Here is a 20,675-nt window from a genome sequence, read left to right as displayed (position 1 = left end):
GGGGGGCCCGCGCGGGGGGGGGGGGGGGGGGGGGGGGCGCGCCCGTTGGGCCACCGGGGGCCCGCGGGGGGCGGGGGGGGCGGGGGGCCGGGGGGGCCGGGGGGGGGGGGGGGGGGCGCGGGCCCCCCCGCCCCCCCCCCCCCACCCCTTGCCGCCGCCCGTACGCGCCGATCAGCCGCCCAGCAGGAGCGCCTGGTCCAGGGCCTGAAGGAAACGGTTCGTCGTCGCCCGGTCCCGGACCGCGAGCCGCAGCCAGTTCCGGTCGAGCCCCGGGAACGTGTCGCCCCGGCGGGCCGCGAAACCGAGCAGCCGCAGCCGGTCCCGTATCGCGTCCGCGCCCTCGATCCGCAGCAGGACGAACGGACCCTCCGCCCCGTCGACCGTCCGCACCTCGTCGAACTCCGCGAGACCGGCGAGCAGATGCGCCCGCTCCACACCGATCCGGTGCGCCGCGTGCTCGGCCTCCGCGAGCGCCGCCCGCGACATGCAGGCCTCCGCCGCCACCAGCGCCGGCGTCGACACCGGCCACAGCGGCTGCGCCCGTTCGAGCAGCGCGATCGTCTCCGGCTCGGCGAGCACGTACCCGATCCGCAGGCCCGCGAGCCCCCAGGTCTTGGTGAGGCTGCGCAGCACCACGAGCCCCGGCACGTCGGTCCGCCCGGCCAGCGACTCCCGCTCGCCCGGCACCGCGTCCATGAACGCCTCGTCGACCACGAGCGTCCGCCCCGGCCGGGCCAGGGCGGCGATCGAGGCGGCGGGATGCAGGACGGAGGTCGGGTTCGTGGGGTTCCCGATCACCACCAGATCCGCGTCCTCGGGCACCATCGCCGGATCCAGCCGGAAACCGTCCTCCGCGCGCAGCAGCACCCGGCCCACCTCGTGCCCGGCGTCGCGCAGCGCCGCTTCCGGCTCGGTGAACTGCGGGTGCACCACCACGGGCCGGCGCGCCGGCAGCGCCCGCGCGAGCAGCACGAAGGCCTCCGCGGCACCGGCCGTGAGCAGCACCCGGCCGGTCGGCAGATCGTGCCGCACCGCGACCGCGGCCCGCGCGGCCCGGCCGTCGGGATAGGCCGCGAGGCCGGTCAGCGAATCGGCGATTCTCTTCCGCAGCCAGTCCGGTGGGGTGTTCGTCCGGACGTTGACCGCGAGATCGATCAACTTCTCGTCCCGGACCTCGGCGTCACCGTGGTGGCGCAGGTCGTGGGCGTCGGTATGCGCGTGCGTGTGCGTGTCCATGGCCGCCGTCGTGTGGGGGGTGGGGATGGTGGGGGGTGAGCCAGGCTCGCCAGCGATGTACCCGTGAGTCAGGGGCAACAACCGTACGTCTGGGGCATGTTCGTGCGGATAAATCGGTACACATGTGGCAATCGCGCACGTTACGCGCCGGGATTTCCGCTTCGGCACGAGCAGCACGGCCCGCGCGCCCCCGGAGGCCTCGATGGCTTCGGTGACCTCGGCGGCCTCGGTGGCCCCCGCAGTCCCGACTGCCCCAGCCCCAGTCCCAGCCCCAGCCCCGGCCCCGGCCCCGGCCTCAGCCTCGGCCTCAGCCCCGGCCTCAGCCCCTGACCCCGCTGCGGCCCCAGCCCCGGCCCCTGGCCCCGCTCCCGCCGACAGCAGCGCGGCTGCCTCCGCCACCGACGGCGTGCCCGTCGCGGCCAGCGGCAGCGCCGACGGATGCGGTACGGGGACGGCGGCCAGCTCCGCGGCCGTGAACCCCCGCACCGGAACCCCCAGCTCCGCGCCCGCGCCCGCGACACCCGGCTCGGCGGCCCGCACGTCGAGCGTGGCCAGCGACGGCACGGCCGCCCGCGTCAGCCCCGCCTCCCGCAGCACCACGTCGACCAGCGCGAGCACTTCGTCCACCGGAACTCCCGGCCGGGCCCCGACGCCGAGGTGCGCGCACACCGCCGCATCCGATAGCAAAGGCCCATGGCTGTAGTCGTCGCGCTGGGCGCGTTCCTCATGACGCTCTTCGGCGGCTGGGTCGCCGGGCGCGTCACCGACCGCCGCCACCTCGTCCTCGGACTCGCCGGCGGGCTCATGCTCGGCGTCGTCGGACTCGACCTCCTGCCGGAGGCCCTGGAGGCCGCGGGGGAGAAGGTCTTCGGTGTCCCCGAGGCCCTGCTGCTCTTCGTCGGAGGCTTCCTCTTCGCCCATGTGGTGGAGCGCCTCCTCGCCGTCCGCCAGGCGGCACACGGGGTCGGGGCCGACGAGAGGGTCCCGCAGGTCGGCCTCACCGCGGCCGCCGCGATGGTCCTCCACAGCCTCATGGACGGCGTCGCCCTCGGCGCCGCCTTCCAGGTCGGCGGCGGCATGGGCGCCACCGTCGCCCTCGCCGTCATCACCCACGACTTCGCCGACGGCTTCAACACGTACACGATCACGAGCCTCTACGGGAACGCCCGCCGCAAGGCCATCGGGATGCTCGTCGCCGATGCCGTCGCCCCCATCGTCGGCGCGGCCTCCACCCTGCTGTTCACCCTTCCGGAGGAACTCCTCGGCAGCTATCTCGGCTTCTTCGGCGGCGCTCTGCTCTATCTGGCCGCCGCCGAGATCCTGCCCGAGGCCCACCACGAACACCCCGCCCGTTCGACCCTGCTGTGCACGGTCGCGGGCGTGGCCTTCATCTGGCTCGTGGTGGGCGTCTCCGGCGGCTGATCTCACGCGGCGGGACCGCCCGCGCACCGCTCGACGAACCGCGCGGCCACCTCGGGAGCACCCGCCCAGTGGGTGTGCACGTAGCTGGCGTGCACCCCTCCCTGGACGAAGCCCTCGACGCGCCGCTCCGGCTGCCGCAGCCCCCAGGCGGGCGTGGCCCCGGCGCCCGGCTCGATCACGGTCCGGTGGAACTCGTGCCCCCGCAGCCGGGCGCCCGTCGGAGCGAGCACGCTGTCGCTCACGGCGACGGCGTCCCGGTACCCGAGAGTGAGCCGCTCCGACATCCGCGCGTCCGCGTCGAGCACCCCGCACATGGGCGTGCCGTCGAGGGACCGCGCGAGATAGAGCAGCCCGGCACACTCGGCGGCGATCGGCGCGCCGGCCTCGGCGAGCGCGGCGACGGCCTTCCGCAACGGCTCGTTGGCGGACAGCTCGGCCCCGTACATCTCGGGAAACCCGCCGCCTATGACGAGCCCGGAGGTGCCCTCGGGCAGCGCTTCGTCCCGGAGCGGATCGAACGTGACGACGTCCGCGCCCGCGGCGATGAGCAACTCCGTGTGCTCGGCGTACGAGAACGTGAACGCAGCCCCACCGGCGACGGCGACCACCGGCCTGCGGCCGGGCTCGTTCGCCGACTGCGGCCCGGTGGCCGGGTTGTGGGCGTCCCACGGCTCGGCGTGCAGCTCGGGCGCGCTGCGGGCCAATGCCAGCAGCCCCTCCAGATCGCACCCGGCAAGCACCTGCTCCGCCTGCGCGGCCACCGCCTCCACCGCCGCGGCCTGCCGCTCGGCAACCGGCACAAGCCCCAGGTGCCGCGACGGAGTCGCCACGGCTGGCGCCCGCCGCAGCACGCCGAGCACCGGCACCCCCGACTCCCCGAGCGCCTCCCGCAGCAGGTGCTCGTGCCGGTCCGTGGCGACCTTGTTGAGGATCACGCCCCCGATCCGCACCTCCGGATCCCACGACGCGAACCCGTGCACGAGCGCCGCCACCGACCGCGACTGCGACGACGCGTCCACGACGAGCACCACCGGAGCCTTCAGGAGCTTCGCCACCTGCGCGGTGGACGCCAGCTCGCCCTGGTCGGCGGCCCCGTCGTACAGGCCCATGACCCCCTCGACCACGGCCAGGTCGCAGCCGCGCGCCCCGTGCTCGAAGAGCGGCGCGACCAGCCCCGTACCGCACATGTACGCGTCGAGGTTGCGGCCCGGCCGGCCGGTCGCCAGGGCGTGGTAGCCGGGGTCGATGTAGTCGGGGCCGACCTTGTGCGGGGAGACGGCCAGACCACGGCCCGCGAACGCGGCCATGAGGCCGGTCGCGACCGTGGTCTTGCCCGCGCCGGACGACGGCGCGGCGATGACGAGACGTGCTACCACTCGATGCCCCGCTGGCCCTTCTGACCGGCGTCCATCGGGTGCTTGACCTTGGACATGTCGGTGACGAGATCGGCGAAGTCGACCAGCTCCTGCGGCGCGTTGCGCCCGGTGATGACGACGTGCTGGTGGCCGGGACGGTCGCGGAGGACCTCGACGACCTCCTTGGTGTCGATCCACCCCCAGTGCAGCAGGTAGGCGAACTCGTCGAGGACGTAGAACTTGTACCGCTCCTCGGCGAGGTCACGCTTGACCTGCTCCCAGCCCTCGCGGGCCTTCTCCTCGTGCGACTGCTCGCCCTCGGCGACCTCGCGCTGGATCCAGGACCAGCCCTCGCCCATCTTGTTCCAGGTGACCGTGCCGCCCTTGCCGGTCTCGCCGAGCGCCTTGAGGGCGTTCTCCTCGCCGACCTTCCACTTGGCGGACTTGACGAACTGGAACACCCCGATCGGCCAGCCCTGGTTCCAGGCGCGCAGCGCCATGCCGAAGGCGGCGGTCGACTTCCCCTTGCCGACGCCCGTGTGCACCATCACCAGTGCGCGGTTGCGGCGCTGACGGGTGGTGAGACCGTCGTCGGGCACGACGGTCGGCTGTCCCTGCGGCATTAAGCGGCCCTCCTGGTTGTCTGATCTGCCTGTACGTCCCTGACGAGGCCGGCGATCGAGTCGGCCCGCAGCTCGTCCAAGGTGACGGCGGTGCCGCCGAGTTCGCGTGCGAGGCTCCCGGCGAGCCCGAGCCGCACGGGGCCCGTCTCGCAGTCCACGACCACGCTCGCCGTGCCGTCGGCGGCGTGCAGCCGGGCCGCCCGGGCGGCCAGCGCCACCGGGTCGGCGCCGCCGCCGGTCGCCCGGCCGTCGGTCACGACGACGAGCAGCGGGCGGCGCGAGGGGTCCCGCAGCCGCTCGATCCGCAGCACGTCGTGGGCCTTGAGGAGCCCGGCGGACAGCGGCGTACGGCCGCCGGTCGGGAGCTGCTCAAGGCGTGCGGCGGCGGCGTCCACGGACGAGGTCGGCGGCAGCGCCAGATCGGCGGTACGGCCCCGGAAGGTGATCAGGCCGACCTTGTCGCGCCGCTGGTAGGCGTCGAGGAGCAGCGAGAGGACGGCACCCTTCACGGCGCTCATCCGCTGCCGGGCCGCCATCGAGCCGGAGGCGTCCACGGCGAAGAGCACGAGGTTCCCCTCACGCCCCTCACGGGTCGCCTGCCGCAGGTCGTCCCGCCGGACGACGAGCCCGGGACCGGTCCGCCCGCGCGCCCGCTGGTGCGGGGCGGCGGCCTGCACGGTCGCCGTCAGGTGCAGCTTGGTGAGCGCGCCGCGGGGCCGGGTGGATCCGGTGGTACGGCCGTGCTCGGTACGGGCCCGGGAGCGGCGCCCGGCGGCGCCCTCGCCCAGACCGGGCACGCTCAGCATCTTCGTACGGAAGGGCTCGGCGGCCTGGACGGCCGCGCGCTCACCGGCGCCGGAGCCCTGCGGGGCGGGGGCGGGGTCCGGAGCCTCGGCGGGCGCGGGCGCGTCGGCAGGGGTCTCCTCGGGCGCACCGTCCGTCTCGGGGGCGGGGCCTTCGCCCTGCGGCGGAATCCCTCCGCCACCGCCGGGGCCGCCGTCACCCGGGCCGTCGGGCTCGGGGTCCTCGTCGGAGTCGGTCTCCGGCTCCTCACCCTTGAACTGCTCCAGGGTCTCGTCGAGCTTGTCCTCGTCGAGGCCGGGCGCGTCGAAGGGGTTGCGCCGACGCCGGTGGGGGAGGGCCAGGAGCGCGGCCTGCCGCACGTCCTCGGAGGTGACCTCCGTGCGGCCGGCCCAGGCGGCGAGGGCGGTGGCGGCCCGCGCCATGACGATGTCGGCGCGCATGCCGTCGACCTCGAACGCGGCGCAGGTCGCGGCGATCTGGAGGAGGGCGGCGTCGCCGAGGGCCACCTTCGGCAGCAGGGTGCGGGCGGCGATGATCCGGTCCCGCAGCGCGGTCTCCTCGTCCGCCCAGCGGGCGGCGAACCCGGCGGCGTCGTCCTCGAAGGCGAGCCGCCGCCGGACGACCTCCACCCGCTGCTCGGGCACGCGGGAGGCGGCGACCTCCACGGTCAGCCCGAACCGGTCGAGCAACTGCGGCCGCAGTTCGCCCTCTTCGGGGTTCATGGTCCCGACGAGCAGGAAGCGGGCGGCATGCCGTACGGAGACGCCCTCGCGCTCGACGTGCGAGGCGCCCATGGCGGCGGCGTCGAGCAGGTGGTCGATGAGGTGGTCGCTCAGCAGGTTGACCTCGTCGACGTACAGGATGCCCCGGTGGGCGGAGGCGAGGAGGCCGGGCTCGAAGGCCTTCACGCCCTCGGCGAGCGCCTTCTCGATGTCGAGCGAGCCGACGAGCCGGTCCTCGGAGGCGCCGACGGGCAACTCGACCATGCGTGCGGCGCGTTCGGCCCCGGGGGCGTCGGCGTGCGGCCCGTCCGGGCAGCCGGGGTCGGGCGAGACGGGATCGCAGCTGAAGCGGCAGCCCGCCACGACGGGAACCACCGGCAGCAGATCGGCGAGCGCGCGGACGGCCGTGGACTTGGCGGTCCCCTTCTCGCCCCGGACGAGCACACCGCCCACCGCCGGACTGACCGCGTTCAGCAGCAGCGCGAGCCGCAGATCGTCCATGCCGACGACGGCGGTGAACGGATACCGGGTGCTCATCGGTTGGTCCTTCCCTCAAGTTCGATCAGCTGATGTGACGGGGACCCGATGGCCGCCGACGGCGGGCAACCACCCACAGGGGTCACCCGCACACGACTCTCCAAGCCGCAACCGGCACTCACGGCGCACCCGGCGGCACGAACGGCAGCCCCGCCGGGGCGCCCTCCTCGATGAGCCGCAGCAGCGCGTCCGTGTCCGCGTGTTCTTCGATCAGGTCGCCGAGCCGGTCCAGCTGCTCTTCCCGCAGCGTGCCGAACGACGTGTCCGGGGCCGGTACGAACCGCCGCCCCGCCGCCGCCGCGACCTCCCGGAGGAACGCCCGGCGGAACCCGTCGCTCTCCAGCGAGCCGTGCCAGTGGGTGCCCCACACGGCGCCGACCCGGCACCCGTCCAGAAACGGTTCGCCCCCGTCCACCGACGCGACGCCGTGGTGGATCTCGTACCCCTCGACCCGCTCCCCGAGCGCCTCGCCGACCGGCCGCGCCAGGGTCTTCTCGCGCGCGAACCGGACCCGTACGGGCAGCAGTCCGAGCCCGTCGACGGTCCCGGCCTTCGACTCGACCTCGTCCTCGATCCGCTCGCCGAGCGCCTGGAAGCCGCCGCAGATCCCGAGGACCGGCCGGCCCTCGGCCGCGCGGCGGGCCAGCTCGTCCGCGAGCCCCCGCTCCCGCAGCCACGCGAGCGCCTTCACCGTCCCCCGGGTGCCGGGCACGACGACGAGGTCCGCGTCGACGAGCTCCTCGGGCCGGTCCACGAACCGGACGACGACGCCCGGCTCGGCGGCCAGCGCGTCGACGTCCGTGAAGTTCGACATCAGCGGTACGGCGCAGACGGCGACCCGCAGCACGTCCGCGCCGACGGGCGGCGCGACGACGGACTCGCGGACGGTGCCCCGCAGCGAGACCCGGAGGCCGTCCTCCTCGTCGATGCCGAGCCCGTGCGCGTACGGCAGGACGCCGAAGGTCCGCCGCCCGGTCAGCCCGTGCAGCATGTCGAGGCCGGGTTCGAGGAGGGTCACGTCGCCCCGGAACTTGTTCACGAGGTATCCGGCGACGAGCGACTGGTCCTCGGGGCTCAGCAGTGCCGTCGTCCCGAAGAACTGGGCGAAGACCCCGCCCCGGTCGATGTCGCCGACCACGACCACGGGCAGCCGCGCGGCCCGCGCGATGCCCATGTTCACGATGTCCGTGCGCCGCAGGTTGATCTCGGCCGGACTGCCCGCCCCCTCGCAGATCACGGCGTCGTACATGCCCCGGAGTTCCTCCAGGCACGCCATCACCGGCTCGAAGAGTTCCTTCTGCCGCCCGCCGTGGTAGCCGCGGGCGGACAGCTCGCCCACCGGCTTGCCCATCAGGACGACCTGGCTGGAGCGGTCGCTGCCCGGCTTGAGCAGGACCGGGTTCATGAGCGCGGTCGGCTCGACCCGGGCGGCCTGGGCCTGCATGGCCTGGGCCCGCCCGATCTCGGCGCCCTCGCGGGTCACGAAGGAGTTGAGGGACATGTTCTGTCCCTTGAACGGCGCCACCTTCAGGCCCTTGCGGACCAGCCAGCGGCAGATGCCGGCCGTCACGACGCTCTTGCCGGCGTCGGACGTGGTCCCGGCGACCAGCAGGCCCCCACCCCTCATGCGTTCCTCCGCTTCGCGTTCTTCACGGCAGCACCGATGATCATGCGGCCGCCGACACAGGCGGCCAGGGTCACGGCGGTGACCCGGCGCGAGAGCCGGACCGCCCGGTCGATGTCGGCGACCTCGACGGGCCGCCCTTCCCCGTTCAGCACGGGCCGGTGCTCGACCCGCCCGCCGTACGAGAGGGTCCCCCCGAGCCGTACGCCGAGGGCGCCCGCGAACGAGGCCTCGACGGGCCCCGCGTTGGGGCTCGGGTGCCGGTCCGCGTCCGCCCGCCAGGCCCGTACGGCCCCGCGCGGATTCCCTCCGGCGAGCGTCGCGGCGACGGCCGTCAGCCGGGCTCCGGGCCAGCCGGCCACGTCGTCGAGCCGGGCCGAGGCCCAGCCGAAGCGGCGGTGGCGCGGGGACTTGTGGCCGACCATTGCGTCGAGGGTGTTGACGGCCCGGAAGGCGACGAGGCCCGGCACGCCGGCGACCGCGCCCCAGAAGAGGGCGCCGACCACGGCGTCGGAGGTGTTCTCGGCGACGGACTCGACGACCGCGCGGGCCATCGCGGGACCGTCCAGGGACTGCGGGTCGCGCCCGCACAGGTGCGGCAGTCGCTCCCGGGCGACGTCCAGGTCCCCGACGGCGAGCGCCCCGCCGATCGCACGGGCCTCGCGGCCCAGGGTCGTCCCGCCGACGACGGCCCAGACGGAGGCGGCGGTGAGCGCCACGGCGGCGGCCGGCCGGTCCCGGACGGCCCGGGCGGCGAGTGCGCCGAGGGCTGCGGTGGAGCCGGCGCAGACGGCGGTGTGCAGGGCGCCCCAGCCGCGGTGGTCGTGGTGGAGGCGCTGTTCGACCGCGGCGGCGGCCCGGCCGAAGGCGGCGACGGGGTGTCCGCGGCGGGGATCGCCGACGAGCCGGTCGACGGCGAGCCCGAGGGCCGCGCCGTACGCGAATCCGTCCGGGGAAAGGCGGCTGGTTCTGGTGCGGCCGGGCATGGCGCAGGTCCTCACTCAGGGTCCGCGCCCTGGATCGACGTGACCGGCGGCGAGAGTTCCTGACTTCCGGACCCGTCGGATCCGGTCACAGTGGCGGGACCGCGCCGGATTCGCACCGGACTTCCTCTGCTGCCGCCGTAATGGCCTCGGCAGTCCACCACGGCCCGCGAACACCCGTCAACTCACCCTTGACCTGCGACAGGTCACTGTGCGAAGCACCACAAACACGGACCACACACACGACGGCCGGGCGGTCGCACCCGAAGGTGCGGACCGCCCGGCCGTCGTACAGGGAGGACCGTCAGGCGACGATCAGATAGATGCCGTACGCCACGGCCGCGACGCACAGGGCGAAGCAGGCGTAGGCGCCGGTGCGGGCCATCGTGGCCGAGCCGCCCTGGGCGGCGGCCTGCTCCTGCTTGGAGAGGCCGATGATGCCGAGGGTGAAGAGGCCCACGAGGGCGACGGTCGCCACGAGGCTGACCCCGAAGACGGCGCCGAGAGCTGCCCAGTCGATCTTCATGTCGTTGGTTCCTTACACCGCTGCGGCGGGGGCCGGGGGAGCGGCCGGGTCCGTGGGGACCGGCGAGGGGATGGTGGTCTTGAGGTCCTCGTCCGCGACGGCGGCGACGGAACCGGCCGGCGGCGGGGTGACGGCCGCGATGGCGGTGGTCACCACACCCGCGGGCTCGGACTCGCCGTCGAGGTCGTCGTCGGTGACGTTGTTGTGGTCGACCGGCTTGCGGCGGGACAGCGACCAGATGACGGCCGAGCCGGAGACCAGCAGGACCGCGACGGCGGCGATGCCCCAGGGGCCCTGCTTGGTGAGGAACTCGGCACCGGCGCCGACGAGGGCGGCGGCGGGCAGGGTCAGGCCCCAGGCGACGAACATCCGGGTCGCGGTCGACCAGCGGACGACGCCGCCCTTGCGGCCGAGGCCCGCGCCCATCACGGCACCCGAACAGGACTGGGTGGTGGAGAGGGAGAAGCCGAGGTGCGAGGAGGCGAGGATGACCGTGGCGGCGCTGGTCTGGGCGGCGAAGCCCTGCTGCGGCTGGAGGTCGGTGAGGCCCTTGCCCATGGTGCGGATGATGCGCCAGCCGCCGAGGTAGGTGCCGAGCGCGATCGCGACGCCGGCGGCGACGATGACCCAGAGAGGCGGGTTGGAGCCGGGGGCGACGACGCCCTGGGTGACCAGGGCGAGGGTGATGATGCCCATCGTCTTCTGGGCGTCGTTGGTGCCGTGGGCGAGGGAGACGAGACCCGCGGAGGCGATCTGGCCGACCCGGTAGCCCTTGGCGGTGTGCTTCGCCTCGGTCTTGGCGCCGATCTTGTACGTCAGCCGGGTGGCCAGCATCGCGGCGAGGCCGGCGACGATCGGCGCGGCGACGGCCGGGATGAGGACCTTGGTGACGATGGTGGGGCCGTTCACGGCCGACCAGCCGGCCGACATGACCGCTGCGCCGATGAGGCCGCCGAAGAGCGCGTGGGAGGAGCTGGACGGCAGGCCCAGGAGCCAGGTCAGCAGGTTCCACAGGATGGCGCCCACGAGCGCCGCGAAGATCACTTCTGTACGAATGCCCTCTTCGTTGATGATCCCGCCGGAGATCGTCTTGGCGACCTCCACGGACAGGAACGCGCCGACGAGGTTCAGCACGGCGGACATGGCCACCGCCGTCTTGGGCTTGAGTGCACCGGTCGAGATGGTCGTGGCCATCGCGTTGGCGGTGTCGTGGAAACCGTTCGTGAAATCGAACACGAGAGCTGTCACGACCACAATGGCGAGCAGCAGCGTGATGTGTTCCATTTACCCAGGCAATCGTTTGACGTCAGTGGCTCGACGAACGTAAGCAACCTGGGTGAACGGAAGATGAACTGGGGCGGGCGACGTGGTGTCCCCATCCGGTGTCAAGACATTCCGCTTAGCCCCCCGCCGGGGAGTGCGTCCACGATGCGGTCACCCTGCGACCCCGGGTAATCCGGGCCGTTACGGGGCACCGGCGAGCCTGCCCGGTTCACCCCCCGCCGCCCCGTTCCGCTCCCTGGACCGGACCATCCGACCGGGGGACCCCGTCGAGGAGAGCCATGTCACTCGCGGGAGGGATCCCCGGAGGCGCGAGGCCCCCTCGGAGGTGCGAGGCCCTCGGAGGTGCGAGGCCCCCCGGCCGGGTCCGCCCGGTGGCAGGCCGCCCGCGACCTGCCGACACTGGGAGCGTGCGCCCGGCTACAGCGACGGCAGCGGCCGTCACCACCCTGATCGGTGTCGGTGCGGCCGCGGTAGCGGCCGGCCGGTACGCCAGCGACGTCGCCCTCAGGGTGCCGTCCGGACGACCACTCCCGGGAGACCCCAGACTCACCGTGCACGCCACGGGACCCGAACGGATCACCCTCACCCGCAGCCTCGCCTCGCTGCGCCCCGGCACGTACGGAATGGAGGCCCCCGGCCTCCACGCCGTCCTCGGCCCCGTCCTCGACCGGGTCCCCCACACCGCCGACACCGTCGTCCGCCGCCTCGAACGGGTCGAGCTCGGCGTCCTCGGCCCCGGCGCCCGCGTCCGCCTCACCCCCCAGCTCCACCGGGGCACCCCGATCAGCGCCCTAGGGCTCGCGCACGAGGACGTCGAGATCCCCGGAGAGCTCGGCCCCCTGCCCGGCTGGCTCGTGTCGGCCCCCCGCACCACGTGGGTGATCGCGCTGCACGGCCTCGGCACCACCCGCGAGCACCCCCTGAACCTCGTCCCCTTCTTCAACCGGCGCAAGATCCCGGTCCTCGTCCCCGCCTACCGCGGCGACGAGGGGGCGCCCGCCTCCCCGGACGGTCTCGCCCACCTCGGCGACTCCGAGTGGCGGGACGTCGACGCAGCCATCCGCTACGCCGTCCGCCGCGGCGCCGCCAAGGTCGTCCTGCACGGCTGGGGGACCGGCGCCGCGATGGCCCTGCGCGCCGCCGCCGAGTCGGGCGTACGCGACCGGATCAGCGGCCTCGTCCTCGACTCCCCGGTCCTCGACTGGGAGGCCACCCTCCGCGGCCTCGCCGCGGCCCACCACGTCCCCGGACCGCTGCTCCCGCTCGCCGTCCGCGCCGCCCAGGCCCGTACGGGTCCGCACGCGGACCGGCTCCAGGCCGCCTCCGCACCGGGCGCCCTGCGCGTCCCCGTCCTCCTCCTGCACGGCCCCGACGACACGCTCGCCCCCTGGGAGCCGTCCGTCGAGCTCGCCGCCCGCCGCCCCGATCTGGTCACCCTGCACACGGTCCGGCGCGCCCCGCACGCGGCGATGTGGAACGCCGACCCCGTCCGCTACGAAGAGGCCTTGCGCCGCTTCCTCACCCCCTTGCTCTGACCCCTGCTCCGACCCTTGCTCTGACCCCTGCTCCGGCGACGCGCACCCCTTCCTCCGGCGGCTCCTCCGACGGCCGTTCTGACGGGGCTGCGGATTCCGATTGGGCTTTCGGGCCGTCAGCGGGAAGACTGCCCCCGTGACGTCTCGAAAGCCCGATGAACCATTGGCGCGCAACTCCAGACTCCGACTCGTCCGCCCGCGGGCGCTGGCCACCGCCCGACGGGCCGTGACGACCCGGCGCACCCGGCCGGCGCCGCGGCCGCCCGAGGGCACTCCGCCCCGCGCGGAACTCGCCCGCCAGGCCCGGCAGGTCCTCGCCGACGCCGTACGGATCGCCCGCTGGGCCGCCGTCGAGCGCGGTCCCGAAGCCGCCCTCCGTGCCGGCGCCGAAGCCGTCACCGTCCAGGAACGGGCCGCGGCCGCACTGGACCTGACACCCGGCCAGATCCGGGCCGGCTGGGACCGCGCCCGGCTCGCGGGGCTCGTCGAGCTCCACGGCGACACCGCCCGCCCCGGCTGGCGGCTGCACGCCTGGGACCGGGACGACTCCGCCGTCCTGCGCGGCTGGGTCGCCCTCTTCGACGCCTGGTCCCTGGTCCACCCGGCCCCCGAGGGCGTCGCGCCGAGCGCCGTCGCCGAGGTCGTCGAGGCCGTCCCGCAGGTGCTCTCGCTGCTCCAGCTCTCCCAGGGCCCGGTCCTCGTCCCGGCCCTCCTCGACCTCCTCGGCCAGCGCGTCGAGGAACTCCGCGAGGAGCGCTGCGAGGTCCCGCCGACCGAGCCGACCCCCGAGCCGGCGCACACCGCCCCCGAGCCGTCGGAGACCCCCGGCGCGGCGGCGGACACCCCCGGCACGGACGGGCACGGGCTCCCCGCCCTCCTCGACTGGGCCCTGGAGGGCCTGGCGGCCGTCGGCGCGCTGACCCTAGACCCCGGCACCCTCGCTCCCGGCGCGGACGCCCGGCACGCCACCCTGACCCCCCTCGGCAACTGGGCGGTCTGGGTCAAGCTGGAGCAGATCTGCGTCGCCGCGCAGAGCCCCGCCGGCAACATCGAGCAGTCCGCCGAGGACATGCTGCGCGGCTGCGCCCGGCTCACCCCGGGACCGGCCCGCGCCGAGTACCGCGCCTGGCTCGCGGCCCGCACGCTCTCCAGCGCGGTGGCCGAACTCCTCGCCGTCGCCCGCGGCGAGGACGCCCTCCTGCGCGGCCTCGCCTTCGAGGCGCTCCGGGTCGTCGGGGCCCCTGCGGAGGCCGAGGTCCGCGCCACGGTCGCCGAGCCGTCCCTGCGCCCGTACGCCCTGCTCTGGCTGGCGGAGTACGAGGGCGCCGACCCCGACGACGCCCAGGAGGTCCTCACCCGCGAGGAGGCCACCTGGCTCTGGGTCGACACGGCGGCGGCCGTCGCCGACCACGGCGAGAGCGAGCTGCTGGTCCGCCACCTCGAATCCGCCGTCCAGGGCACCGTCCCCGCGCTCCTCGACGAGGTCAGGGCCGTGGGCCACCCCCGGACCGTCCAGGTCCTGGTCGCCCTGGCCGCCGCCCACCCGGACCCGGCGCTGTCCAAGGCCGTCCGCAGGGCCGCCTTCCAGGTCCACACCGGCGGAGCCTGAGCAGCCCGTACGACGTCCGGCGCCCGGCTACTCCGCGGCGCCGGGCGTGTACGTCCCGAAGCTCCAGATGTTGCCCTCGGCGTCCCGGGCCGTGTAGTCCCGCGAGCCGTACTCCTGGTCCGTGGGCGGCAGCACGATCTCGATGCCGTGGGCCACGGCCCGCGCGTGGTGCTCGTCCACGTCGTCCACGTGCACGAAGACGCCCACCGGGCCCCCGCCCGCCATCAGCTTGTCGAACTCGCTGCCCGTGCCCTTGCTGCCGAGCATCACCATGCCGTTCCCGTACGCGAGCTCGGCATGCGCGACCAGCCCGTCCTCGGCCTCGTACACGGCGGTCGCCGTGAAGCCGAAGCCCTCCGTGAGCAGCTTGATCGCGCCCTTCGCGTCCTCGTACGTCAGCGTCGGACAGATGTGGGGTGCCTCTGCCATCCCGATCACTTCCTCTCGATTCAGCCGAATGTGACCTGGATCTCAGTCTGGCAGCCCCCACGGACAACTCAGCGGAAGGTGTTGCACTGGGCCATGTCGCCGGTCTTGTACCCCTGGTAGAACCACTGCTGCCGCTGCGCCGCCGAGCCGTGCGTCCAGCTCTCCGGGGTCACCCGGCCCTGGAACCTCTCCTGGATCCGGTCGTCGCCCACCGCGGCCGCCGCGTCGAGGCCGTCCCGGATGTCCTCGTCCGTGAGCCGGGTCAGCAGCGGCCGGCCCGTCTTCTCGTCGGGGGTGGTCGTCGCGTGCCGGGCCCACACCCCGGCGTAGCAGTCGGCCTGGAGCTCGACCCGGACGGCGTTGGAGTTCGCGCCGGTCCGGCCGTCCTGGGCCCGGCCGAGGGTCCCCATCATGTTCTGGACGTGGTGCCCGTACTCGTGAGCCACCACGTACGCCTGGGCGAAGGGTCCGCCGCTCGACCCGAACTTGGTCCGCAGCTCCTCGAAGAAGCCCAGGTCCAGATAGACCTGCCGGTCCCCGGGGCAGTAGAAGGGCCCGACGGCCGAGGTGGCCGAGCCGCACGCGGTCCCGACCCGCTGGGTGAACATCACGGTGGGGGCGTTCCCGTAGGTCCCGCCCCGCCGCGCGTACTCGCTCCGCCAGAAGTCCTGGACGCTGTTGACGACGGCGACGATCCGGCAGTCCTCGCGGGTGTTCGCGTCCGAGCCCTTCTTGCAGGTCTGGTTCACCTGGGCCGCGGAGGAGGAGGTCGCGACCGGTGCCTCGCCGCCGTCGGAGAGCCCGAGCTGGTCGGGACCGACCCCGAAGATCACGCCCAGGATCAGCGCGATGAGCCCGATGACGCCGCCGCCGATCGTCGCCTTGCCGCCGGGGACGCGGCTGCTCCGGACGTCCTTGACCTCCGAGGTGTCCAGGTCGGCGTCGTCGTCGAACTGCACGGTCCACCACCCTCCGCGTCACTGCCGCGGCAGTGGCCGCCGCCCTGCGCCGAGTATCGAACGATCTCTGCGCGCTCGCCCCTTTTGTGTGACATGGGAGAGATCTTGAGAAATGTGAGAAAACTCCGATCCCGCCGCAGGGCACCCACATGGCCGAAAACCAGTTGCAGAAGCCCGTTAGACTGGCCGTATGGCCACTCTCCCCGTGCATTAGCGGCGTCGAAGCCCGTCAGCAGCAGTCCTTCCGCCGTTTCCCACCGCCCTGGAGTCTGTCCGTGATCACCGCCACCGGCATCGAGCTGCGCGCCGGCGCCCGCGTCCTCCTCGAGTCCGCTTCCTTCCGCGTCGCCAAGGGCGACCGCATCGGCCTCGTCGGCCGCAACGGAGCGGGCAAGACCACCCTCACCAAGTGCCTCGCGGGCGAGGGCCAGCCGGCTGCCGGTGCCATCGCCCGCTCCGGCGAGGTCGGCTACCTCCCGCAGGACCCGCGCACCGGCGACCTCGACGTCCTGGCCCGCGACCGCATCCTCTCCGCCCGCGGCCTCGACACGCTCCTCAAGAAGATGCGGGCGAACGAGGAGCGCATCGCGACCGGCAGCGGCGGCACCCGCGACAAGGCCATGCGGCAGTACGAGCGCCAGGAGACCGAGTTCCTGACCAAGGGCGGTTACGCGGCCGAGGCCGAGGCCTCCACCATCGCCGCCGCCCTCGGTCTGCCCGACCGCGTCATGGGCCAGCCGCTGCACACCCTCTCCGGTGGTCAGCGCCGCCGCGTCGAGCTCGCCCGGATCCTCTTCTCGGACGCCGACACGCTCCTCCTCGACGAGCCCACCAACCACCTCGACGCCGACTCCATCGTCTGGCTGCGCGACTACCTGAAGACCTACCGCGGTGGCTTCATCGTCATCTCCCACGACGTCGACCTCGTCGAGACCGTCGTCAACAAGGTCTTCTACCTGGACGCCAACCGCACCACGATCGACGTCTACAACATGGGCTGGAAGCTCTACCAGCAGCAGCGCGAGGCCGACGAGAAGCGCCGCAAGCGCGAGCGTCAGAACGCCGAGAAGAAGGCCGCGTCCCTCAACTCGCAGGCCGACAAGATGCGCGCCAAGGCCACCAAGACCGTCGCCGCGCAGAACATGGCCAAGCGCGCCGAGCGCCTGCTCTCCGGCCTGGAGGCCGTGCGCGCCTCCGACAAGGTCGCCAAGCTCCGCTTCCCGGACCCGGCGCCCTGCGGCAGGACGCCGCTGACCGCCGAGGGGCTCTCCAAGTCCTACGGCTCGCTCGAGATCTTCACCGACGTGGACCTCGCCATCGACAAGGGCTCCCGCGTCGTCATCCTCGGCCTCAACGGCGCGGGCAAGACGACGCTGCTGCGGCTCCTCGGCGGTGTCGAGAAGCCCGACACGGGCCAGGTCACCCCCGGCCACGGTCTGAAGCTCGGCTACTACGCCCAGGAGCACGAGACGCTCGACCCCGAGCGGACCGTCCTGGAGAACATGCGCTCCGCCGCGCCCGACCTCGACCTCGTCGCCGTCCGCAAGACCCTCGGTTCCTTCCTCTTCTCCGGTGACGACGTCGACAAGCCGGCCGGGGTCCTCTCCGGCGGTGAGAAGACCCGTCTCGCGCTCGCGACCCTCGTCGTCTCCTCGGCGAACGTGCTGCTCCTCGACGAGCCGACCAACAACCTCGACCCGGCCAGCCGCGAGGAGATCCTCGGCGCCCTGCGGACGTACAAGGGCGCGGTCGTCCTCGTCACCCACGACGAGGGCGCCGTCGAGGCCCTCGACCCGGAGCGGATCATCCTGCTCCCGGACGGTGTCGAGGACCTGTGGGGCGCGGACTACGCGGACCTCGTGGCCCTGGCCTGACCCGGTCCGGAGCTCCGGACGCGCCCGACGGCGTGTCCCGGGGCCCGGAGTGATCATTCAGGGCTGGATCATTCGGCTCATGGGTGATCCTTCATCTGAGTGAGGGCGTCTCGTACACCCCGGCGCGGTGCTCTGCCGAATCCTTCCGGCAGACCCGCGCCGTACGTGTGTTCCCCCTGCGCCGTTGACCTGGCACTTCCCGCTCCGTACGGCACGGGGCCCGCTTTCCGCCGGTGCGGAATTCATGGTTCCGGTCGTGGCGGGGAGGTGCTCCTCGTGCAACCCGGCGGCACGGACCTTGTCGAATGGGTGGCCAGGACGGCGGGGAGGGGTGATCATGAGAAGTCCAGAGCGCACTTCCCATGAGGAGGCACGGGTGGCCGAGACTCTGAAGAAGGGCAGCCGGGTGACCGGCGCCGCGCGCGACAAGCTCGCGGCAGACCTGAAGAAGAAGTACGACTCCGGTGCGAGCATCCGGGCGCTGGCCGAGGAAACCGGCCGCTCCTACGGATTCGTCCACCGGATGCTGAGCGAGTCCGGAGTCACGCTGCGTGGACGCGGCGGAGCGACACGGGGCAAGAAGGCAGCCTCGGTCTGAGTCATCGGGGCGGCTCGACCGGCCACCGGGTCTCTCGGTGGCCACCCGGTCGGCCGTGCGGTCGGCCAGGTGGTTACTGTGCAGTCACTTAGCATCGATGCAAGTGCTGCACCGGAACCGGAGGCGCCCCATGACTACGCTCGACGACTCTGAGCTCGTATTCGACAAGGACGGTGTACGGCTCACCGTCGAGGACGCCGTTGCCACGGTGACCCTGACCAATCCGGCGAAGCGCAACGCTCAGTCTCCCGCTCTGTGGCGGGCGTTGACAGAAGCCGGCCGGTCGTTGCCCGGCAGCGTGCGGGTCGTGGTCCTGCGCGGAGAGGGAAAGTCCTTCTCCGCAGGGCTCGACCGGCAGGCGTTCACGCCCGAGGGCTTCGACGGAGAGCCGTCCTTCCTCGATCTCGCGCGCGGTTCCGACGAGGACCTCGACGCGGAGATCGCCGAGTACCAGGAGGCGTTCACCTGGTGGCGCCGTAGCGACCTCGTGTCGATCGCGGCCGTCCAGGGGCATGCCATCGGCGCGGGCTTCCAGCTCGCCCTCGCCTGCGACCTGCGGGTCGTCGCCGAGGACGTGGCGTTCGCCATGCGCGAGACCAGCCTGGGTCTCGTCCCGGACCTGACCGGGACGCACCCGCTCGTCTCGCTCGTCGGCTACGCCCGCGCGCTGGAGATCTGCGCCACCGGCCGCTTCGTCCACGCGGAGGAGGCCGAGCGCACCGGTCTCGCCAACATCGCCGTGCCCGCGGAGGAACTCGACGCGACGGTACGGGACTTGAGCGCCGCCCTGCTCGCGGCGCCGCGCGCCGCGGTCAACGAGACCAAGGCGCTCCTCCAGGCTGCCGCCGGCCGCTCGTACGAGGAGCAGCGCACCGCCGAGCGCGCCGCCCAGGCCCGCCGTCTGCGCGACCTCGCGGGCCTCGGCGACTGACGCACGCCCCCCTTACGGCGCTCCCTACCGCAGTTCCGAGACCAGTACCGTGACCGCCGTCGCCTCCGGGGCGGCGGCGGTCACGGCGCTCCGGACGGCGCGGGCCACGTCCAGGGGGCGGTGGCCCGCCGTCACCGCCAGCTCGACCCGCACCCGGCCGGACTCCCGCAGGACCGGCGGGCCCAGCGCGTCCGTCACGCCCGCCACGCCCTCGACCCGCAGCGCCGCGAGGGCGGCGGGGTCGTCCGTCGCGGGCGAGGGTCGCCCGGGTGGGGGAGTGGCAGGCCCGGGATTCTCCGGTGCCGTGTCGAGCAGCTCCGTCACCCGGAGGTCCACGGCCGCCACCACCAGGCCGAGCCCGTCCTCCGCCGCCGCGAGGAGGGCCGCGCGCAGCTCGGCGGCGAGCTCCGGAAGCGGGCGCCCGGCCACGGCCCCGAAGCCCGCCGAGATCCGCAGGCCCCCAGGTGCGGGCCCGTCGCCCGCCCCGCCTTCCGGTCCGCGGTCCGGCCCGCCGTCCGATCCCTCGCCCGACCAGCCTTCCGGTCCGTCGCCCGACCCGGCTTCCGGTCGGTCGTCCTCGTCCGGTCCGGTCTCCGTGGCGGGCCCGACCCGGAGTCCGCCCGGCACCACTCCCCGTACCGCCGCCGCTGCCCCGTCGAGGGCCGTCCGCGCCGCGCGCTCCGTGATCCAGGCCCCGTCCTCCGGTGCCCCGAGCGGCAGCAGCCTGCCCGGTGCGAGCCGGTCCCGTACCGCCGCCGCCCAACCCTCAGCCGTCGTCATTGCCCCAGCCTGCCGTATCCCCGGGGCGGGATCGGGCAGCCGCCCTTAGTGTGGGCGAAGAACCCCGAAATATCCCAGAAGGGGCGAAATCTGATGGCGGACTCCGCACACTCCGGTGACAGCACGACCGACGAACCGCGCCGTACCTCCGTGACCAAACGCGGCGGCGGCGCCCCGGCCTCCCGGGGCCGGACCACGATCGCCGACGGCGTCGTGGAGAAGATCGCCGGCCTCGCCGCACGCGATGTCGTCGGCGTCCACGCCATGGGCAGCGGCCTCTCCCGCACCTTCGGCGCCGTACGCGACCGCGTACCCGGCGGAGGCGGCGGCAAGGCGAGCGTCACCCGAGGGGTGAAGGCCGAGGTCGGCGAGGTGCAGACCGCGCTCGACCTGGAGATCGTCGTCGACTACGGCGTCTCCATCGCCGACGTCGCCGGCGACGTACGGGAGAACGTCATCGCCGCCGTGGAGCGGATGACCGGCCTCGAAGTCGTCGAGGTCAACATCGCCGTCAGCGATGTGAAGCTCCCGGACGAGGAGGAGGAAGAGCCGGAGCAGAGGCTCCAGTAGCCGTCGGCGGCCCGTCCGTCGGCCAGGCCTCGAAAGGCGACCAGGCCTCGAAGGGCGAACAGGCCTCGAAAGGGGACAGGAATGAGCATGGCGGTGGTCGGCCTGGTGGCCGGCATGGCCCTCGGCTTCGCCGGGTACTTCGGCGGCTTCGGGGCGTTTCTGCTGGTCGCGGCCTTGGGCGCGATCGGCTTCGTGGCCGGGCGTTTCCTCGACGGCGATCTCGAACCCGGCGACCTGTTCCGGGGCCGCGAGCGCGGCGACCGGCGGCGGTGAC

The 20,675-nt window shown here is 73.8% G+C and carries 19 protein-coding genes and 1 riboswitch; of the genes, 8 read left to right on the top strand and 11 right to left on the bottom strand.

Annotated features, from left to right (window positions below):
* Positions 1-171: 171 nt before the first annotated feature.
* Positions 172-1,863, bottom strand: coding sequence for an Rv2231c family pyridoxal phosphate-dependent protein CobC (gene cobC / locus ACZ6K0_RS42825; protein WP_469228090.1), 1,692 nt, complete (start codon positions 1,861-1,863; stop codon positions 172-174).
* Positions 1,864-1,929: 66 nt separating this feature from the next.
* On the opposite strand from cobC, the gene ACZ6K0_RS42820 reads away from it, so the two are divergent.
* Positions 1,930-2,658: a ZIP family metal transporter gene (locus tag ACZ6K0_RS42820; RefSeq protein WP_376394805.1), complete on the top strand. Its 729-nt coding sequence runs from the start codon at positions 1,930-1,932 to the stop codon at positions 2,656-2,658.
* Between the two features lie 2 nt (positions 2,659-2,660).
* Here ACZ6K0_RS42820 and ACZ6K0_RS42815 read toward each other — a convergent pair whose 3' ends face one another.
* From ACZ6K0_RS42815 to ACZ6K0_RS42785, 7 genes are all read right to left on the bottom strand, one after another.
* Positions 2,661-4,034: a cobyrinate a,c-diamide synthase gene (locus ACZ6K0_RS42815; protein ID WP_469228088.1), complete on the bottom strand. Its 1,374-nt coding sequence runs from the start codon at positions 4,032-4,034 to the stop codon at positions 2,661-2,663.
* A complete protein-coding gene (cobO, locus tag ACZ6K0_RS42810; protein WP_329624182.1) occupies positions 4,028-4,636 on the bottom strand; it encodes a cob(I)yrinic acid a,c-diamide adenosyltransferase in 609 nt (202 codons plus the stop codon). Before cobO ends, ACZ6K0_RS42815 begins: the two co-directional genes overlap by 7 nt.
* Positions 4,636-6,699, bottom strand: a complete 2,064-nt coding sequence (locus ACZ6K0_RS42805) for a putative cobaltochelatase (protein ID WP_469228086.1) — start codon at positions 6,697-6,699, stop codon at positions 4,636-4,638. Before ACZ6K0_RS42805 ends, cobO begins: the two co-directional genes overlap by 1 nt.
* Positions 6,700-6,817: 118 nt before the next feature.
* On the bottom strand, positions 6,818-8,326 hold the full coding sequence (locus tag ACZ6K0_RS42800) for a cobyric acid synthase (protein ID WP_376394795.1): 1,509 nt from the start codon (positions 8,324-8,326) through the stop codon (positions 6,818-6,820).
* Entirely contained in the window at positions 8,323-9,309 is a 987-nt protein-coding gene (locus tag ACZ6K0_RS42795) for a cobalamin biosynthesis protein (RefSeq protein ID WP_376394792.1), read from the bottom strand. The genes ACZ6K0_RS42800 and ACZ6K0_RS42795 overlap by 4 nt, the downstream gene beginning before the upstream one ends.
* A gap of 31 nt (positions 9,310-9,340) precedes the next feature.
* Positions 9,341-9,486, bottom strand: a riboswitch (cobalamin riboswitch).
* A 124-nt stretch (positions 9,487-9,610) separates the two neighbouring features.
* On the bottom strand, positions 9,611-9,832 hold the full coding sequence (locus tag ACZ6K0_RS42790) for a hypothetical protein (RefSeq protein WP_376394789.1): 222 nt from the start codon (positions 9,830-9,832) through the stop codon (positions 9,611-9,613).
* Between the two features lie 12 nt (positions 9,833-9,844).
* Positions 9,845-11,116, bottom strand: coding sequence for an inorganic phosphate transporter (locus tag ACZ6K0_RS42785; protein WP_376394786.1), 1,272 nt, complete (start codon positions 11,114-11,116; stop codon positions 9,845-9,847).
* Positions 11,117-11,523: 407 nt separating this feature from the next.
* Here ACZ6K0_RS42785 and ACZ6K0_RS42780 point away from each other — a divergent pair, with 407 nt between their 5' ends.
* Both ACZ6K0_RS42780 and ACZ6K0_RS42775 read left to right on the top strand, forming a co-directional pair.
* The gene (locus tag ACZ6K0_RS42780) at positions 11,524-12,651 is read left to right on the top strand and encodes an alpha/beta hydrolase (RefSeq protein WP_376394783.1); all 1,128 of its coding nucleotides are present in this window, start codon (positions 11,524-11,526) and stop codon (positions 12,649-12,651) included.
* 136 nt (positions 12,652-12,787) lie between these two features.
* The gene (locus ACZ6K0_RS42775; RefSeq protein ID WP_469228083.1) at positions 12,788-14,260 is read left to right on the top strand and encodes a hypothetical protein; all 1,473 of its coding nucleotides are present in this window, start codon (positions 12,788-12,790) and stop codon (positions 14,258-14,260) included.
* Between the two features lie 27 nt (positions 14,261-14,287).
* Here ACZ6K0_RS42775 and ACZ6K0_RS42770 read toward each other — a convergent pair whose 3' ends face one another.
* Entirely contained in the window at positions 14,288-14,689 is a 402-nt protein-coding gene (locus ACZ6K0_RS42770; RefSeq protein WP_376394777.1) for a VOC family protein, read from the bottom strand.
* A 68-nt stretch (positions 14,690-14,757) separates the two neighbouring features.
* On the bottom strand, positions 14,758-15,648 hold the full coding sequence (gene ypfJ, locus ACZ6K0_RS42765) for a KPN_02809 family neutral zinc metallopeptidase (protein WP_376394774.1): 891 nt from the start codon (positions 15,646-15,648) through the stop codon (positions 14,758-14,760).
* A gap of 275 nt (positions 15,649-15,923) precedes the next feature.
* Here ypfJ and ACZ6K0_RS42760 point away from each other — a divergent pair, with 275 nt between their 5' ends.
* From ACZ6K0_RS42760 to ACZ6K0_RS42750, 3 genes are all read left to right on the top strand, one after another.
* On the top strand, positions 15,924-17,522 hold the full coding sequence (locus ACZ6K0_RS42760) for an ABC-F family ATP-binding cassette domain-containing protein (protein ID WP_024756250.1): 1,599 nt from the start codon (positions 15,924-15,926) through the stop codon (positions 17,520-17,522).
* Positions 17,523-17,898: 376 nt separating this feature from the next.
* Positions 17,899-18,120 (top strand): helix-turn-helix domain-containing protein, encoded by a 222-nt coding sequence (locus ACZ6K0_RS42755; protein ID WP_024756249.1) that lies wholly within the window; start codon positions 17,899-17,901, stop codon positions 18,118-18,120.
* A gap of 130 nt (positions 18,121-18,250) precedes the next feature.
* The gene (locus tag ACZ6K0_RS42750; RefSeq protein WP_376394769.1) at positions 18,251-19,051 is read left to right on the top strand and encodes an enoyl-CoA hydratase/isomerase family protein; all 801 of its coding nucleotides are present in this window, start codon (positions 18,251-18,253) and stop codon (positions 19,049-19,051) included.
* Between the two features lie 24 nt (positions 19,052-19,075).
* Here ACZ6K0_RS42750 and ACZ6K0_RS42745 read toward each other — a convergent pair whose 3' ends face one another.
* Positions 19,076-19,831, bottom strand: coding sequence for an Asp23/Gls24 family envelope stress response protein (locus ACZ6K0_RS42745; protein ID WP_469228081.1), 756 nt, complete (start codon positions 19,829-19,831; stop codon positions 19,076-19,078).
* Positions 19,832-19,924: 93 nt separating this feature from the next.
* Between ACZ6K0_RS42745 and ACZ6K0_RS42740 the strand changes: the two genes are divergently transcribed.
* Positions 19,925-20,401, top strand: coding sequence for an Asp23/Gls24 family envelope stress response protein (locus ACZ6K0_RS42740; RefSeq protein ID WP_469228080.1), 477 nt, complete (start codon positions 19,925-19,927; stop codon positions 20,399-20,401).
* 81 nt (positions 20,402-20,482) lie between these two features.
* Complete coding sequence (locus ACZ6K0_RS42735) at positions 20,483-20,674, top strand: hypothetical protein (RefSeq protein WP_024756245.1); 192 nt, start codon at positions 20,483-20,485, stop codon at positions 20,672-20,674.
* Position 20,675 lies beyond the last annotated feature (1 nt).

It is taken from the genome of Streptomyces sp. NPDC042346, assembly GCF_055581845.1.
The sequence above is the reverse complement of the archived record's forward strand: the minus strand, read 5'-3'. Positions and strand labels throughout refer to the sequence as shown.